The 14,820-nt window shown below is 67.2% G+C and carries 13 protein-coding genes; 4 read left to right on the top strand and 9 right to left on the bottom strand.

The window, feature by feature from the left end:
- The first annotated feature begins 50 nt into the window (after positions 1-50).
- Positions 51-959 (top strand): LysR family transcriptional regulator, encoded by a 909-nt coding sequence (locus tag Q8Z05_RS14385; RefSeq protein WP_305940294.1) that lies wholly within the window; start codon positions 51-53, stop codon positions 957-959.
- A gap of 81 nt (positions 960-1,040) precedes the next feature.
- On the opposite strand, the gene gatB is transcribed toward Q8Z05_RS14385, so the two are convergent.
- The 4 genes from gatB to Q8Z05_RS14365 form a co-directional block, all read right to left on the bottom strand.
- Positions 1,041-2,546: an Asp-tRNA(Asn)/Glu-tRNA(Gln) amidotransferase subunit GatB gene (gene gatB, locus Q8Z05_RS14380; RefSeq protein WP_305940293.1), complete on the bottom strand. Its 1,506-nt coding sequence runs from the start codon at positions 2,544-2,546 to the stop codon at positions 1,041-1,043.
- Entirely contained in the window at positions 2,546-4,105 is a 1,560-nt protein-coding gene (gene gatA / locus Q8Z05_RS14375; RefSeq protein ID WP_305940292.1) for an Asp-tRNA(Asn)/Glu-tRNA(Gln) amidotransferase subunit GatA, read from the bottom strand. The genes gatB and gatA overlap by 1 nt, the downstream gene beginning before the upstream one ends.
- 3 nt (positions 4,106-4,108) lie before the next feature.
- Positions 4,109-4,405: an Asp-tRNA(Asn)/Glu-tRNA(Gln) amidotransferase subunit GatC gene (gatC, locus tag Q8Z05_RS14370; protein ID WP_028272567.1), complete on the bottom strand. Its 297-nt coding sequence runs from the start codon at positions 4,403-4,405 to the stop codon at positions 4,109-4,111.
- A 143-nt stretch (positions 4,406-4,548) separates the two neighbouring features.
- Positions 4,549-6,024 (bottom strand): CitMHS family transporter, encoded by a 1,476-nt coding sequence (locus tag Q8Z05_RS14365; protein WP_305940291.1) that lies wholly within the window; start codon positions 6,022-6,024, stop codon positions 4,549-4,551.
- A 191-nt stretch (positions 6,025-6,215) separates the two neighbouring features.
- Here Q8Z05_RS14365 and Q8Z05_RS14360 point away from each other — a divergent pair, with 191 nt between their 5' ends.
- Together Q8Z05_RS14360 and Q8Z05_RS14355 are read left to right on the top strand one after the other, a co-directional pair.
- Entirely contained in the window at positions 6,216-7,994 is a 1,779-nt protein-coding gene (locus Q8Z05_RS14360) for a sensor histidine kinase (protein WP_305940290.1), read from the top strand.
- The gene (locus Q8Z05_RS14355; RefSeq protein ID WP_305940289.1) at positions 7,987-8,649 is read left to right on the top strand and encodes a response regulator; all 663 of its coding nucleotides are present in this window, start codon (positions 7,987-7,989) and stop codon (positions 8,647-8,649) included. Before Q8Z05_RS14360 ends, Q8Z05_RS14355 begins: the two co-directional genes overlap by 8 nt.
- On the opposite strand, the gene Q8Z05_RS14350 is transcribed toward Q8Z05_RS14355, so the two are convergent.
- Together Q8Z05_RS14350 and Q8Z05_RS14345 are read right to left on the bottom strand one after the other, a co-directional pair.
- Entirely contained in the window at positions 8,646-9,029 is a 384-nt protein-coding gene (locus Q8Z05_RS14350; RefSeq protein ID WP_305940288.1) for a RidA family protein, read from the bottom strand. The genes Q8Z05_RS14355 and Q8Z05_RS14350 overlap by 4 nt on opposite strands.
- A 47-nt stretch (positions 9,030-9,076) precedes the next feature.
- A complete protein-coding gene (locus Q8Z05_RS14345) occupies positions 9,077-9,580 on the bottom strand; it encodes a GNAT family N-acetyltransferase (RefSeq protein ID WP_305940287.1) in 504 nt (167 codons plus the stop codon).
- A 282-nt stretch (positions 9,581-9,862) separates the two neighbouring features.
- On the opposite strand from Q8Z05_RS14345, the gene Q8Z05_RS14340 reads away from it, so the two are divergent.
- Complete coding sequence (locus Q8Z05_RS14340; RefSeq protein WP_305940286.1) at positions 9,863-11,236, top strand: LLM class flavin-dependent oxidoreductase; 1,374 nt, start codon at positions 9,863-9,865, stop codon at positions 11,234-11,236.
- Positions 11,237-11,244: 8 nt separating this feature from the next.
- Here Q8Z05_RS14340 and Q8Z05_RS14335 read toward each other — a convergent pair whose 3' ends face one another.
- The 3 genes from Q8Z05_RS14335 to Q8Z05_RS14325 all read right to left on the bottom strand — a co-directional run bounded on the left by Q8Z05_RS14335 (position 11,245) and on the right by Q8Z05_RS14325 (position 14,757).
- Entirely contained in the window at positions 11,245-12,057 is an 813-nt protein-coding gene (locus Q8Z05_RS14335) for an inositol monophosphatase family protein (RefSeq protein ID WP_305940285.1), read from the bottom strand.
- Positions 12,054-14,345 carry an NAD-dependent DNA ligase LigA gene (ligA, locus tag Q8Z05_RS14330; protein WP_305940284.1) on the bottom strand — a complete coding sequence of 764 codons (2,292 nt, stop codon included), beginning with the start codon at positions 14,343-14,345 and terminating at the stop codon, positions 12,054-12,056. Before ligA ends, Q8Z05_RS14335 begins: the two co-directional genes overlap by 4 nt.
- A 148-nt stretch (positions 14,346-14,493) precedes the next feature.
- On the bottom strand, positions 14,494-14,757 hold the full coding sequence (locus tag Q8Z05_RS14325; RefSeq protein WP_305940283.1) for a hypothetical protein: 264 nt from the start codon (positions 14,755-14,757) through the stop codon (positions 14,494-14,496).
- Positions 14,758-14,820: the final 63 nt, after the last annotated feature.

The following is a 14,820-nucleotide window of genomic DNA, read 5'->3' as shown; positions in this document are numbered from 1 at the left end:
ATTCTTCTCAATCGACGATTTAGGATTTGCTAAGCAATAGACTGTGAGGCATGGAAATCCATCAGCTGGAAATGCTCCGGGAACTCGGCGCCCTCGGGAGCGTCAAAGCGGTGGCCGAAACGCTTCTGGTCACACCCTCCGCCGTGTCCCAGCAACTGGCGGCACTCCAGCGGAGCGTGGACGTGCCGCTGACCCGCAAGGAGGGCCGGAACCTGGTCCTGACCGAGGCCGGCCAGGCACTGGCAGACGCCGGTGCCGCCGTCGTCAGCGCCATGGCGGATGCCCGGATGGCGATCGGGGCGTACCACGGTTCCACGGTGGCGCCGGTGACGGTGAGCGGTTTCCACAGCGCCGGGCAGGCGCTGTTCGCGCCCCTGGCCCGAATGCTGGACTCGCCAGACAAGCCCCGCGTCCTGCTGTCCGACGAAGATGTGGCCCAGCAGGACTTCCCCGCGCTGACCGCCCGCTACGACGTCGTCCTGGCGCACCGCATGGACCACAGCCCGCGCTGGCCGCAGGAACGGGTGGCGGTCATCCCGCTGGCCCACGAGCCGCTGGACGTGGCGTTGTCCGCCGGGCACCGGCTGGCCGGCAAGGAGGCCCTGACGGCGCACGACGTCGTGGGCGAACCGTGGGTGACCAGCCATGCCGGCTACTCCCCCGCGGACGTGCTGTCCGCCGTCGCCGCCGTGTCCAGCAGGGAGCTGAACATCGTCCACCGGATCAACGACTACTCCACGGTTGCGGGATTGGTGGCCACGGGCAGCGTGATCGGACTGCTGCCGCGGCATACCGCGCGGCCGGTGCTGAACCCGGACATCGTGCTGAGGCCGCTGCAGGGCATCAGCACCCGGCGCCGGATCGACATCCTGGCGCGGCCGGAAAACCTCAAGCGCACGTCGGTGATGATGGTGTGCGAGGCGCTGGAGGACATCATGGCCGGCCTGGTCTCCCCTTAAACCCAACTAGGTCGCAGTAGATGTCGTTATGAGCGTTCTAAACGACATTAACTGCGACCCAGTTGGGTTAAATCGCGTGGCTTAGCCTTCGACGCCGAGGCGCTGCAGGATCAGTTCGCGCACGCGACCGGCGTCGGCCTGCCCGCGGGTGGCCTTCATGACGCCGCCCACAATCGCACCGATGGCCTGCAGCTTGCCGCCGCGGATCTTGTCCGCGACGCCGGGCTGCGCGGCAAGTGCCGCGTCGATGGCTTCCAGCAGAGGGCCGTCGTCGGAGACCACGGCCAGGCCGCGCTTCTCCACGATCTCCGCCGGGGTGCCTTCGCCGGCGAGCACGCCGTCGAGCACTTCCGCGGCCATCTTGTTGTTGATCTTGCCGGCTTCCACCATCCTGTTCAGTTCCACGATGGTTTCGGGCTTGACCCCCAGCTGGCCGGGGTCGACGTCCGCATTCTTGGCGCGGCCCACGATCTCGCCCATCCACCACTTGCGGGCCACGGTGGCGGTGGCGCCGGCGGCGATGGTTTCCTCGATCTCGTCCATGACACCGGCGTTAACCACGTCACGGAACTCCAGGTCCGAGTATCCCCAGTCGGCCTGCAGGCGCTTGCGGCGCTCGGCGGGCGGCTCGGGCAGGGTGGCACGCAGTTCCTCCACCCATTCACGGGAGGCAACAATCGGAACCAGGTCCGGCTCCGGGAAGTAGCGGTAGTCGTCGGCGTCGGACTTGGCCCGGCCCGACGTCGTCGAGCGGGTGTCCTCGTGCCAGTGGCGTGTTTCCTGGACGACCGGCTCACCGGAGTCCAGGACGGCGGCGTGCCTCTGGATCTCGTAACGGACGGCGTGTTCGACGGCGCGCAGCGAGTTGACGTTCTTGGTTTCCGAGCGGATGCCGAAGCGTTCGCGGCCGTGCGGGCGCAGTGACACGTTGGCGTCACAGCGCACGTTGCCGCGCTCCATCTTCGCGTCCGAAACGCCGAGGTTCTTGACGATCTCCCGGACCGCGGCGACATAGGCCTTGGCCAGCTCAGGGGCACGGCTGCCTGCACCCTGGATCGGCTTGGTGACAATCTCGACGAGCGGAACGCCGGAGCGGTTGTAGTCCACCAGCGAGTAGTCCGCACCCTGGATGCGTCCTGCGGATCCGCCCATGTGCGTCAGCTTGCCGGCGTCCTCTTCCATGTGGGCGCGCTCGATTTCGACGCGGAACACGGTGCCGTCCGACAGTTCGATGTCCAGGTAGCCGTCGTACGCGATGGGTTCGTCGTACTGCGAGGTCTGGAAGTTCTTCGGGGTGTCCGGGTAGAAGTAGTTCTTCCGGGCGAAGCGGCAGGTCTCGGCGATCTTGCAGTTGAGCGCCAGGCCGATCTTGATGGAGGACTCAATCGCGGTCTTGTTCACCACGGGCAGCACGCCGGGCATGCCGAGGTCCACCTCGTTGACGTTCGTGTTGGGCTCATCGCCGAAGACGTTCGGTGCCGAGGAGAACATCTTCGTCTTGGTGTTGAGCTCCACGTGGACCTCGAAGCCCAGGACGGGATCGTACTTCTCCATGGCCTCTTCGAAGCTCAGGGTTGCGTCAGTCATTAGTGTGAACCTCCGTGGCTCGGGACAGTTTCAGTCAGGGCCGGAGCACGGTCCAGCAGCGGGCCGCCCCACTGTGCCTCGAGCAGCGATTCGAGCACGGCGCCCACGCGGTACAGGCGCGCATCCTGGCGGGCCGGGGCAAGAAGCTGGATACCGACGGGCAGTCCGTCCTCGTCAGCCAGGCCGCCCGGCAGGGACAGGCCCGGGACGCCGGCCATGTTCGCCGGAATCGTGGCGACGTCGTTCAGGTACATAGCCAGGGGGTCGTTCAGCTTCTCGCCCAGCTTGAAGGCCGTGGTGGGGGCCGTCGGGGAGATCAGGACGTCGGCCTGCGCGAACGCCGCCTCGAAGTCACGCTGGATCAGGGTGCGGACCTTCTGGGCCGAGCCGTAGTAGGCGTCGTAGTAGCCGGCGCTGAGCGCGTAGGTGCCCAGGATGATGCGGCGCTTCACTTCGTCGCCGAAGCCGGCGGCGCGGGTGGCACCCATCACGCGCTCGATGGTGAGCGGCGCGTCCTTGGGCAGGACCCGCAGGCCGAACCGGACGCCGTCGAACTTGGCCAGGTTGGAGGAGGCCTCCGACGGCATGATCAGGTAGTAGGCACCCAGGGCGTACTTGAAGTTGGGGCAGGACACCTCAACGATTTCCGCGCCGGCCTGCTTGAGCAGCTCCAGCGATTCGTTGAAGCGGTTCTCGACGCCGGCCTGGTAGCCCTCGCCGTGGAGTTCCTTGATGATGCCGATCTTCATGCCGTCCACATTGCCCGTCCGGGCGGCAGCGACGAGGTCGTCCAACGGATCCGGCAGTGACGTGGAATCACGAGGATCGTGGCCGCCGATGACCTGGTGGAGCAGCGCCGAGTCCAGCACGGTGCGGGAGACCGGTCCGATCTGGTCCAGCGAGGACGCCATCGCGATAGCGCCGTAGCGCGAAACGCTGCCGTAGGTGGGCTTGACGCCCACGGTGCCGGTGACGGCGCCGGGCTGGCGGATGGATCCGCCTGTGTCCGTGCCGAGGGCAAGGGGCGCTTCGAAAGCGGCGACGGCGGCAGCGGAGCCACCGCCGGAGCCGCCCGGGATCCGGTCCAGGTCCCACGGGTTGCGGGTGGGTCCGTAGGCGGAGTGCTCCGTGGAAGAACCCATGGCGAATTCGTCCAGGTTGGTCTTGCCCAGGATGGGCATTTTGGCGTCGCGGAGGCGCTTGACCACCGTGGCGTCGTACGGGCTGTACCAGCCTTCGAGGATCTTGGAGCCGGCCGTGGTGGGCTGGCCGATGGTGACAATGAGGTCCTTGACGGCGATGGGGACGCCGGCGAGTTCGTGGAGTTCCGCAGCGCCGGCGCCGCCCGCGGCGCGGATGGCGTCAACCTCTGCGGCGACGGCGAGCGCCTCCTCCGTGTTCACGTGCAGGAAGGCGTGGACTCCCCGGGGGCCGCCGTCGACCGCTGCGATGCGGTCCAGGTAGGCCTGGGTAACTTCGACGGAGGTGACCTCGCCGGCCGCGAGCTTCTCGGCGAGCGCGGAGGCGGAGAGGCGGATCAGAACGTTGTTGTCAGTCATGTATCAGTCCTCATCCAGGATGGCCGGAACCTTGAAGCGGCCTTCGTATGCGTCGGGGGCACCGCTCAGGGACTGCTCGGCTGTGAAGGTGTGGCCTACAACGTCCTCGCGGAACACGTTTGTCAGCGGAATCGGGTGGGACGTGGCCGGGACGTCATCACCGGCGGCTTCACTTACGGACTTCACTGAATCGACGATGACGGCGAGTTCGCCGGCCATCCGGTCCAGCTCTTCAGCACTCATCTCGATGTGCGCGAGACGCGCGAGATGCGCGACGTCGTCGCGGTTGATCGCAGCCATGGATCTCCCCTGCAATGTAGTTTTGGTTTCCCCCATAGTCTACGTTGCAACAGTGTGCCCGCCTGACGACCCCCAGCGGGCGTCAGACGGGCAGCACCGACCCGCAGCCGGGCTGCAAGCAGCCAGCCGCAGGCAGCTTTACCCTAACCGATACCGATGGCTCCCGTCAGCATTCCGACACCCAGCATGACGAGGGAGACGACGGCACTGCGCCACAGCACCTTCTTGTGGTGGTCGCCCAGGTCCACTTTGGCCAGGGACACCAGGAGCAGGATGGCAGGAACCAGCGGGCTCTGCATGTGGAACGGCTGGCCGGTGATGGAGGCGCGGGCCATCTCGGCCGCGCTGATGCCGTAGTGCGCAGCGGTCTCGCTGAGGACCGGGAGGACGCCGAAGTAGAAGGCATCGTTGCTCATGAAGAACGTCATGGGGATGCTGAGGACACCGGTGATGACAGCCATCAGCGGCCCCATGTCCGCGGGGATGATCTGCACAAGCCACGCGGACATCGCTTCAACCATGCCGGTGCCGGTGAGGACGCCGGTCAGCACTGCAGCGGCCATGACCATGCTGACCACGGCCACGATTGACGGAGCGTGGGCCACGAGCTGAGCGCCCTGGTCCTTGACGTGGGGGAAGTTGACCAGCAGGGCGATGGCCGAGCCCACCATGAAGACGTACGGCAGGGGGACGAGGTCCGCGATGAGCATGCCCATGACGGCGATGGTCAGCCCCAGGTTGAACCACTGCAGCTTGGGGCGCAGGGTCTTACGGTTGGGGTCCAGTGCGGTGTCGGCCATGGCGGTGTCACTGTCGTCCACCAGCAGTTCGGTTCGTTCCAGGACGGCCACGGAGGAGCCTTCAGGTGAGATGCCTGCGGGGCCGCCCGTTGCGGGAACGGCTGAGCTGCCGGAACCGCGGCGGCCGGAGCCCGAACCGCCGGCGGCGCTGCCGCCGTCGAACGCTTCAGCGGTATCGGGCACGCCCCAGATTTCGGGCTGGGTGGCGCGGAGGCGGTTGCGTTCCTGCAGGCCGAGCACCCAGGCAAAGGCCAGGACGACGGCGAGGCCCGCGATCAGGGAGGGGATCATGGGGACGAAGACGTCGTTGACGTCGATCTTCAGGGCGCTGGCGGCACGGGCCGTGGGGCCGCCCCACGGGACGATGTTCATGGTGCCGTTGGCCAGGCCGGCCACGCAGGTGAGGACTACGGGGCTCATCTTCAGCCGGAGGTAGATGGGCAGCATGGCCGCGGTGGTGAGGATGAACGTGGTGGAACCGTCGCCGTCGAGGGAGACGGCGGCAGCCAGCAGGGCGGTGCCGAGCACCACCTTGGCGGGGTCGTTGCCCAGCTTGCGGAGGATGAAGCGCACCAGCGGGTCGAACAGTCCGACGTCGATCATCAGGCCGAAGTAGATGATGGCGAACATCAGCAGGGCTGCGGTGGAGGTCATGGACTTCATGGAGTCCAGCACCATGTCGCCAATGCCGAGTCCTGCCCCGGCGAACAGCCCGAAAACGGTGGGGACGATGATCAGCGCCAGCACTGGCGTCAACTTCTTCGTCATGATCAGCACCATGAATACCGCGATCATGGCGAATCCAAGTAATACCAGCACGGCCGGCTCCTTTGTCAGTCAGTGGCACCACTCCGGTGTGATGCGCACTACAGACGTTAGAGTGGCCCGCGTCACGGCCGTGCCTTTGGCTCAATTGATTGGCATACTGCTTATTGGGAGCATTTTGCTCATTTAGCTCAACAACCCCGTCAGCACACCGTCACAGCAGCCGCCACCCCGTCAGGAGGGCAATGAAGCGTCCGGCACCCAGGCAGCCGCTGCGGTTTTCCACCCAGACCCTGCTGCTCCAGCTCGGGGTGGTGGTGCTCGTGGTGCTGCTCAGCGGTGCCGTGCACGCCTGGCTGACCTACGAGCGGCTGGGCCGGGAAGCTGAGAACCAGGCGCTCACCCTGGCCCGGACGGTGGCCTCGGACCCTGCGGTCCGCCGGGAGGTCCAGGCCATCAGCCGCGAGGCGGGCACTCCCCCGGCTCCGGTGCTGCTGGCCGGCCCGCTGATGGCCGTGGCCGAAGGTGCACGGACCCGCACCGGAGCATTGTTCGTGGTGATCACGGACGAAACCGGCCTGCGGCTGGCCCACCCCGACGCCGAGCGGCTGGGCGAAAAAGTCAGCACGGATCCCTCCGAGGCCCTCGCCGGCAAGGAGGTCACCACCCGGAACACCGGCACGCTGGGTCCCTCCGCCGGTGCCAAGGTGCCGGTTTTCGCTCCCGGTTCGGAGGCCGTGGTGGGCGAGGTCAGCGTGGGGTATTCCACCGAGAGCATTGTCCAGAGCCTTGCCCGGGACATCACGCCGATCGCGCTGACCGCGGCGGGTTCGCTGCTGGCCGGGATCCTGGCCTCGTTCCTGCTGCGCCGCCGCCTGCAGCGGCTGACGCTGGGCCTGGAACCGGAGGAGATCAGCACGCTGGTCCATGACCAGGTGGCCGTCCTGCAGGGGGTTGACGACGGCGTGATCGGCGTCGCGGCGGACGGCAGGATCAGCGTCTTCAATGCCGCCGCCCAGCGGCTGCTTGGCCGGCCGGATCTCGCCGGTTCACCGTGGGAGTGGGCCCCGGTCCCGGAGCAGCTGAAGGCCCTGACCCGGCCGGATGCGTCTGAAGGGGACGCCGTCGAAATCATTGCGGGTGCCCGCGTGCTGGTGGCCAGTGCCCGCAAGGCGCTGCACCGGCAGGAAGACCTGGGCTGGGTGGTGATGCTCCGCGACCGCACCGAACTGCAGCACCTCACCCGACAGCTGGATGCCGTGGGCACCATGTCCACCGCCTTGCGCGCCCAGCGCCACGAGTTCGCCAACCAGCTGCACACCATTGCCGGCTTCATGAGCATCGGGCAGCACCAGCAGGCCCGCGATTACCTGGCGCGGCTGGCCGCCACCGGTCCGCTGAAGTTCCCGGTGGACCAGGCCGAGCTGCTCCAGGACCCGTACCTGCAGGCCTTCGTCGGCGCCAAGGGCGTGGAAGCGGACGAACGCGGCGTGACGCTGCGGATCGGCCCGGAAACCCTGGTCCGCGGCCAGGTCACCGAGCCGCAGGATGTCACCACGGTGCTGGGGAACCTGATCGACAACGCCGTGAACGCCGCCGTCGCCGGCTCCGCGCCGGACCGCTGGGTGGAAGTGGAGCTGCTGGACGAGCCGGGGCCCGACGGCGGCACGCTGCACATCGTCGTCGCGGACTCAGGCGACGGTCTGGCTTCCGGCCCGCCTGCCGACGCCGGTGCGGACGGGGCGGGCGAAACAGGTGCGGACGGATCCGTGGCGGACGCAGCGGAAGCCGTCTTCGCGGAGGGATTCACGACGGCGGCACGGCCGGCGCGTGCCGGCGGCGGACAGGGTTTGGGGCTGGCCCTCGCCAGGCAGCTGGCGCGGCGCCGCGGCGGCGACGTCCGGATCCTGGAGCCCGGCTCCCCCGGCGGGCCCGGCGCGGTGTTCATGGCGACGCTGCCGGGAACCACTGCCGGGAGCACTGCCGGAAACAACGACGTAATCGGAAAGGATAACGATGGCTGAGGATCTCAGGGTGCTGATTGTGGATGACGACTTCCACGTCGCCAAGCTGCACGCCGCCTATGTGGATTCGGTGGCGGGTTTTATGGCGCTGCCGCCGGCGGGCTCGGCATCGCTGGCGTTGCAGGCCATCCACAGCCTGCGCCCGGACCTGGTGCTGCTGGATGTTTACCTGCCGGATGCGTCGGGCCTTGACCTGCTCGGCCAGCTGGACGTGGACACCATGATCCTGAGTGCGGCCTCGGACGCGGCCTCCCTGCGCGTGGCGTTCCGGCGCGGCGCCCTGGGCTACCTGTTGAAGCCGTTCACGGCCGAGTCCCTGTCGCAGCAGCTCCGCTCCTACGCCCGCTACCGCCGGATCCTGGCCCAGCCGGGTGCGCTGGACCAGGACACGGTGGAGCGCGCCAAACGTTCGCTGATCCCGGGCGACGTCACGGCGTCAGCCAAGCCCCGCTCCGCGACCGAGGCCGCCGTTCTTGAGTCCTTGGAACCCGGAGAGCAGTACTCGGCAGCAGAAGTGGCCGGACGCGTAGGGGTATCACGGGCCACCGCCCAGCGGTACCTGTCCTCGCTGGCGGACGACGGCGCCGTCGACATCCAGCTCCGCTACGGCACCACCGGACGCCCGGAACACCGCTACGGCCTGCCGGCTAGCTAGCTGGCGCTCTTCTGGGCTACCAGTTCGATCTCCACGAGCATCTTGGGGTCGAGGAACGGCAGCACGTGGACCAGGGACAGCGTGGGGCGGATCTCGCCGAACACCTCACCGTGCGCCCGGCCGGCGTCTTCCCACTTGCTGATGTCCGTCAGGTACAGCTTCGACTGCACTACGTCCTCGTAGGCGAACCCGGCCTCGGCCAGGACGGCGCCCAGCTTTTCGAGGATGAACTTTGTTTGGCTGTAGAAATCCTCGCCCACGATTCCGTTCTCACCGCTCGCCGCGGTGGCGGAGATGTACAGGGTGTTGTCCACCTGCACCGCACGGGAATAGCCGAGGGTCTGCTCCCACGAGGAGCCGGAGCCGAATGTCTTGCGCATGGGTGTGCCTTTCGATGGTGCCTTGAGTCGGCACCACTTTAGGGCGGCTACACGTCGAGCCGGTAAACCAGCAGCTTTATGTCGGTGTCCGGCACGAACCAGTCCCGCCCGGGAACGCGCTGGAAGCCTGTTTTCCGGTACAGCCCGTGGGCGCTTTCCCAGGTGCGGCCGGTGGTCAGGGCCACGGCCTTGACTCCATCCAGCGACTTCGCGTGCTCGATGATCGCCTCGACCATGGCCTTGCCGGCACCGCTGCGCTGGACGGCCGGGTCAACCACGAGCATGCGGAATTCGAGTTCGTCGGGCAGCGCGATATCCGCAAACGGTTCACCGGCGACGGCGAGGGTCACCGAACCAACGATACGACCGGCACGCTCGGCAACCCAGATGGTGGCCTGACGTGCCCGTGTGGCCACGTCCTGGATCTGACGCATGTAGGGGTGGTCCGCACTCGCGAAGTAGCCGGCGGCAAGGTAGGCGTCCCGCGTAATGCGGGCCACGGCGTCGAAATCTGCCGGGACGGCCGGGCGAATGAGGATCTGCGAATGCACTTATCCATGGTAGTTGCGGGCACACGCCTGTCCCCGCGAAACGTCCGTTTCCGTGACTGAACTATCACTACGCGTTCGCGGCTCGGCATCGCCCTGGGTTGCCCTCCGTTTCGCGGCGTTGCGCTGCGTTGCCCCGCATGGCCCTGTATTTCCGGGTATTTCCCTGTATTTCCGGGCGTTGCTCCAGTGGTCGGCGGCGCTGGCCGACCGCCGCCGGGCTGTGGTTGATTTGCACCACCGCCGCCGGCCACCGACACCGCCCCGACAGACAGGACCCCTCCCATGGCATCCCCTCAGCGCACGCTGCACCTCAACGCCTTCCTCATGAGCACCGGCCATCATGAGGCCTCCTGGCGGCTGCCCGCAAGCAATCCGCTGGCCAGCCTGGACATCAACCACTACCGCAACCTCGCCCGGATTGCCGAGCGCGGCACTTTCGATTCCATCTTCTTCGCAGACTCGCCCGTGATCTTCGGGAATGTGGGCCGCCGGCCGGCCGGGAAGCTTGAGCCCACGGTGCTGTTGACCGCCATCGCCGCAGCGACCGAGAAGATCGGCCTCATTGCCACGGCGTCCACCACCTATAACGATCCGTTCAACCTCGCAAGGCGCTTCGCCTCCGTCGACTTCGTCAGCGGCGGCCGTGCCGGATGGAATGTGGTCACTACGGCAGGGCCCGACGCAGCACGAAACTTCGGCATCGACGACCAGCCGGCGCACGCCACACGTTATGAACGGGCGGCGGAGTTCCTGGACGTAGCCGGCAAGCTGTGGGACAGCTGGGATGACGACGCCGTGGTGGCCGACAAGGAGGCGGGCGTGTGGGCCGATCCGGACAAGGTCAGGCCGATCGACCACGTGGGCAAGCATTTCCGGGTGCGCGGGCCGCTCAACGTTCCGCGGTCCCCGCAGGGCTACCCGCTGATTGTGCAGGCCGGTTCCTCCGAAAACGGGAAGGGCCTCGCAGCACTCTATGCAGAGGCCGTGTTCACCGCGCAGCAGACCCTCCAGGACGCCCAGGAGTTCTACACCGACCTCAAGGCCCGCACCGCCGCGGCCGGCCGGGACCCGGAGGGCATTAAGATCCTCCCCGGAATCGTGCCCGTGCTGGCCGGCACGGAGGCTGCGGCCAAGAAACTGGAACGCGAACTCGACGAGCTGATCCGGCCGGAATATGCCCGGATCGAACTGGCCAAAACCCTGGGTGTCGGCCCGGACGAGCTCCCGCTGGACCGGCAACTCCCCGCAGACCTTCCCGACGAGGATTCCATCCAAGGTGCCAAGAGCCGCTACACCCTGATCGTCGAGCTCGGCCGCCGCGAAAAGCTCACGGTGCGGCAGTTGATCGGGCGCCTGGGTGGCGGCCGCGGGCACCGCACCTTCTCGGGGACTCCGGAGCAGGTGGCAGATGCCATCCAGCTCTGGTTTGAGAACGGCGCGGCCGACGGTTTCAACATCATGCCCGCCGTGCTCCCGTCAGGGCTGGAAGCCTTCGTGGACCATGTGGTGCCGGTCCTCCGTCAGCGCGGCTTGTTCCGGACGGAGTACACGGCCGACACACTGCGGGGGCACTACGGCCTGGAACGGCCGCTCAACCGGTACTCCGGCGCCGCCGGCCTGGCTGGTGCCGCCGGGCTGGCCGGCGCGCACGCCTGAGCCCTGTCTTAGAGCGGAAACTTGCCGGACAGCTCAAGGGTCCCGGCACATGTCCACGCGGCGAGGCGTTCCTCGTCCGAAGGTCCTCCGTCGAGGGGGCTGGTGAGGCGGGGTCGGCGCACCCAGCAGCCGGCTTCCTCGGCGATGAGGGCGCCGGCCGAGAAATCGTGCTCGTTGAGTCCGCGTTCCCCGAAGGCGTCATGGGTCCCGTCCGCCACGAGGCAGAGGTCCAGGGCGGCAGATCCCAGCCGGCGGACATCGGCAAAACCCTCCATGAAGCCACCGAGCGCCGCTGCCTGCTCGGCCCGGACGCCGGGGTCATAGCTGAAGCCGGTGGCCAGGATCTGCCCGGCCCGGCCCGGAACGGGTCCGGTGAGCTGGGTCCGGCGCCCCTGCTCTTCCAGCCACGCGCCACCGCCGCGCGATGCGTAGTAGACGCGGCCCAGGGCCGGAGCATCGACGACGCCGGCCAGCCAGGCGCCGTCGGAATCTGCCACCGCCACCGACGTGCCGTAGTACACGATGTTCCGGATGAAGTTGGTGGTGCCGTCCAGCGGGTCGATGGACCAGCGGTAGCCGCTGGGGTTGTCCCGGCTGAGGGTGCCGTTTTCCTCGCCGGTGACGGTGTCCTGTGGCCGGGCAAGGCCGATGACCTCACGGACTGCGTTCTCGGCGGCGACGTCGAAGGCCGTCACCCAGTCCCCCGAGTCCCCTTTGTTGCTGACGTCCAGTGCGTCGGCGTTGCGGGCGGCGAGCACTGCGGCGCCGGCGGCAGCTGCCGCCTTGGCCACTTCCAGCAGGTCCGCGGGCGAGGCGCTCATTCCGCCTGCCCTTCCTGGCGGTCCTCCGGGTCATCAGCGTCGCTGGCGTCATCCGGGGCGACGGCGGGGCCGTTGGCCAGGAGCTCGCGGAAACCGTCCTCGTCCAGCACCGGCACGCCGAGCTGCTCGGCCTTGTCCAGCTTTGTTCCGGCGTTCTCGCCTGCCACCACGTAGCTTGTGTTTTTAGAGACGGATCCTGCGGCCTTGCCGCCCCGGATCAGGATCGCTTCCTTGGCTTCGTCCCGGCTGAAGCCTTCGAGGCTGCCGGTGACCACAATGGTCAGCCCCTCGAGGGTCCGCGGCGTGGACTCGTCCTGCTCGTCCTCCATCCGCACGCCGTCCTGTGCCCAGGTGTCCACGATCTCGCGGTGCCAGTCCTCGGCAAACCATTCCTTCAGGGCGGCCGCGATCACCGGGCCCACGCCGTCGACGTGGGCGAGGTCCTCCTCCGACGCCTGCCTGATGGCGTCCATTGAGCCGAAGGCGGTGGCCAGAGCCCGCGACGCCCGCGGCCCGACGTGCCGGATGGAGAGCGCCACGAGGACCCGCCACAGCGGTTGGGTCTTGGCTTTTTCCAGTTCGGCGAAGAGCTTTTCCGTGGTGGCCGTCGGCTTGGACGGCGTCTTGGCTGTGCCCTTGGTGTAGAAATACGGCACGAGTTCGAATTCGCCCGTTGCCACCCCCTTGGAGCGTTTCTCACGGCGGATCCGGACGTCGGCAAGGTCTTCGCGCCCGAGCCGGAAGAGCGTGGCTTCGCTGGTCAGGGGCGGGGTCTCCGGCTCGGCCGGCTGCGTCAGTGCGATGGCGGCTTCCCAGCCGAGCGCTTCGATGTCGAAGGCGCCGCGGCTGGCCACGTGGAAGACGCGTTCACGCAGCTGGGCCGGGCAGGACCGTGAGTTGGGGCAGCGGATGTCCACGTCCCCTTCCTTCCCGGGGGCAAGCGGCGTCCCGCAGGACGGGCAGTCCGTGGGCATCACAAAATCGCGCACGGGCGGGTCCTGCTGGTCCCGCAGCGCGAGCACCGGCCCCACGATCTCCGGGATGACGTCCCCGGCCTTACGGAGCACCACAATGTCGCCGATCTTCACGCCCTTGGCCTTGACGACATCCTGGTTGTGCAGGGTGGCCATTCCGACCGTGGACCCGGCAACTTTCACGGGTTCCATGATGCCGAAGGGGGTGACGCGGCCTGTGCGGCCCACGTTCACGGCGATGTCCAGCAGCTTGGTGTGGACTTCCTCCGGCGGGTACTTGTAGGCGACAGCCCAGCGCGGCACCCGCGAGGTGTACCCGAGTGCACGCTGGGTGGCGAAGTCATCCACCTTGACCACGATGCCGTCGATCTCATGCGTCAGGCTGTGCCGCTTGTCGCCATAGCGCTTAATGAAGTCGAGCACTTCCTGGAGGCTGCCCAGGACCTCGAAGTACGGACTGGTGGGCAGGCCCCACTCGGCGAGCTGGCGGTAGGTGTCGGACTGGCTGACGGTTGCCAGGCCTTCGCGGGCGCCGATGCCGTGCACGTACATGCGCAACGGGCGCTTGGCGGTTTCCGCGGGATCCTTTTGCCGCAGCGAGCCGGCGGCGGCATTGCGGGGGTTCGCCAGCGGGGCCTTGCCGGCTTCGATCAGGGCCTCGTTGAACTCGGCGAAGGCCTTTGACGGAATAAACACCTCGCCGCGGACTTCCATCTCGGCCGGATAGTTCCCGCCCGTCAGCTGCTGTGGAATCTCCTTGATGGTCAGGACGTTGTGGGTGATGTCCTCACCGGTGTAGCCGTCACCCCGCGTGGCGGCGCGGACCAGTTTGCCGTCGCGGTAGAGCAGGTTCACCGCCAGTCCGTCGATCTTGAGTTCTGTGAGCCAGGCCGGGGTTCCGTTCCCCAGTTTGGCCACGGAGGCTTCCGCCTTGGCGATCCACGCCTCAAGTTCTTCGAGGGAAAAGACGTCCTCCAGGCTGTACATCCGCTGCAGGTGTTCGACGGCGGAAAAGGCGGCGGACACCTCGCCGCCCACTTCCTGCGTGGGTGAATCATTGGCCACCAGCTCCGGGTGCATGGCCTCGAGCGTTTCGAGGCGCCGGAACAGTTCGTCGAACTCAGCATCCGAGATGAGGGGCGTGTCTTCCTGGTAGTAGGCGAAGCGGTGCTTTCGGACCTCTTCGACCAGGTTTTCGTATTCCTCACGCACTGCCCCCGAAGGCACCGTTTCCCGGGTGGCGCCTTCCTGACTTGAGTTTGCCCCGGATGTGCGTTGCGTTTCAGTGTCTGCTGCCGTGTTCCCTGTGCTCACAGACCTATCCTGCCTTAGATCTCCGACATTGTCTGGCCAGCGCTCCGGCTCCCGGCATGGTCAGCAGTCCCGTGCGCAGCAAACAAAGGTCCCGGATGCAATGATGCATCCGGGACCTTTGATCCAGCACTTCAGCGGTGCGGCGTTCCTAGCGGGAAGCCTCTTCCTGCTGGGCAGCGTTCTTGGTTGCCTGCTTGCCGGCCTGCTCCAGCGCCTGCGCCACCTTGGTCAGGCTCGTGACATGCGAACCGGACCATTCGCTGCGGAACTTCTCCGCGTCCGGGCCCTTCCAGTCAGTGCTGTCCAGAGCCTTCGTCAGCTGCGACTTCGCCTTCTCAATCTCGGACGAACCAGCCTGAAGCTTGCTTCCCAGCGCCTTGAGCTGGGCAATGTCTGCACCCCAAATAGCCATTAGTTATCTCCTTCAGTCAACGGACCCGATCCGATCGGCTCCCCAGCGGCCCCCGGCTCATCC

Source organism: Arthrobacter oryzae, from assembly GCF_030718995.1.
Classification (GTDB): Bacteria; Actinomycetota; Actinomycetes; order Actinomycetales; family Micrococcaceae; genus Arthrobacter; species Arthrobacter oryzae_C.
The sequence above is the reverse complement of the archived record's forward strand: the minus strand, read 5'-3'. Positions and strand labels throughout refer to the sequence as shown.

Excerpts from the sequence above, each read along its gene's own strand:
- Q8Z05_RS14360 (WP_305940290.1), top strand. The coding sequence starts at position 6,216 with ATGAAGCGTCCGGCACCCAGGCAGCCGCTGCGGTTTTCCACCCAGACC.
- gatB (WP_305940293.1), bottom strand. The coding sequence starts at position 2,546 with ATGACTGACGCAACCCTGAGCTTCGAAGAGGCCATGGAGAAGTACGAT.
- gatA (WP_305940292.1), bottom strand. The coding sequence starts at position 4,105 with ATGACTGACAACAACGTTCTGATCCGCCTCTCCGCCTCCGCGCTCGCC.
- Q8Z05_RS14385 (WP_305940294.1), top strand. The coding sequence starts at position 51 with ATGGAAATCCATCAGCTGGAAATGCTCCGGGAACTCGGCGCCCTCGGG.
- Q8Z05_RS14340 (WP_305940286.1), top strand. The coding sequence starts at position 9,863 with ATGGCATCCCCTCAGCGCACGCTGCACCTCAACGCCTTCCTCATGAGC.
- Q8Z05_RS14325 (WP_305940283.1), bottom strand. The coding sequence starts at position 14,757 with ATGGCTATTTGGGGTGCAGACATTGCCCAGCTCAAGGCGCTGGGAAGC.
- gatC (WP_028272567.1), bottom strand. The coding sequence starts at position 4,405 with ATGGCTGCGATCAACCGCGACGACGTCGCGCATCTCGCGCGTCTCGCG.
- Q8Z05_RS14335 (WP_305940285.1), bottom strand. The coding sequence starts at position 12,057 with ATGAGCGCCTCGCCCGCGGACCTGCTGGAAGTGGCCAAGGCGGCAGCT.
- Q8Z05_RS14355 (WP_305940289.1), top strand. The coding sequence starts at position 7,987 with ATGGCTGAGGATCTCAGGGTGCTGATTGTGGATGACGACTTCCACGTC.
- Q8Z05_RS14350 (WP_305940288.1), bottom strand. The coding sequence starts at position 9,029 with ATGCGCAAGACATTCGGCTCCGGCTCCTCGTGGGAGCAGACCCTCGGC.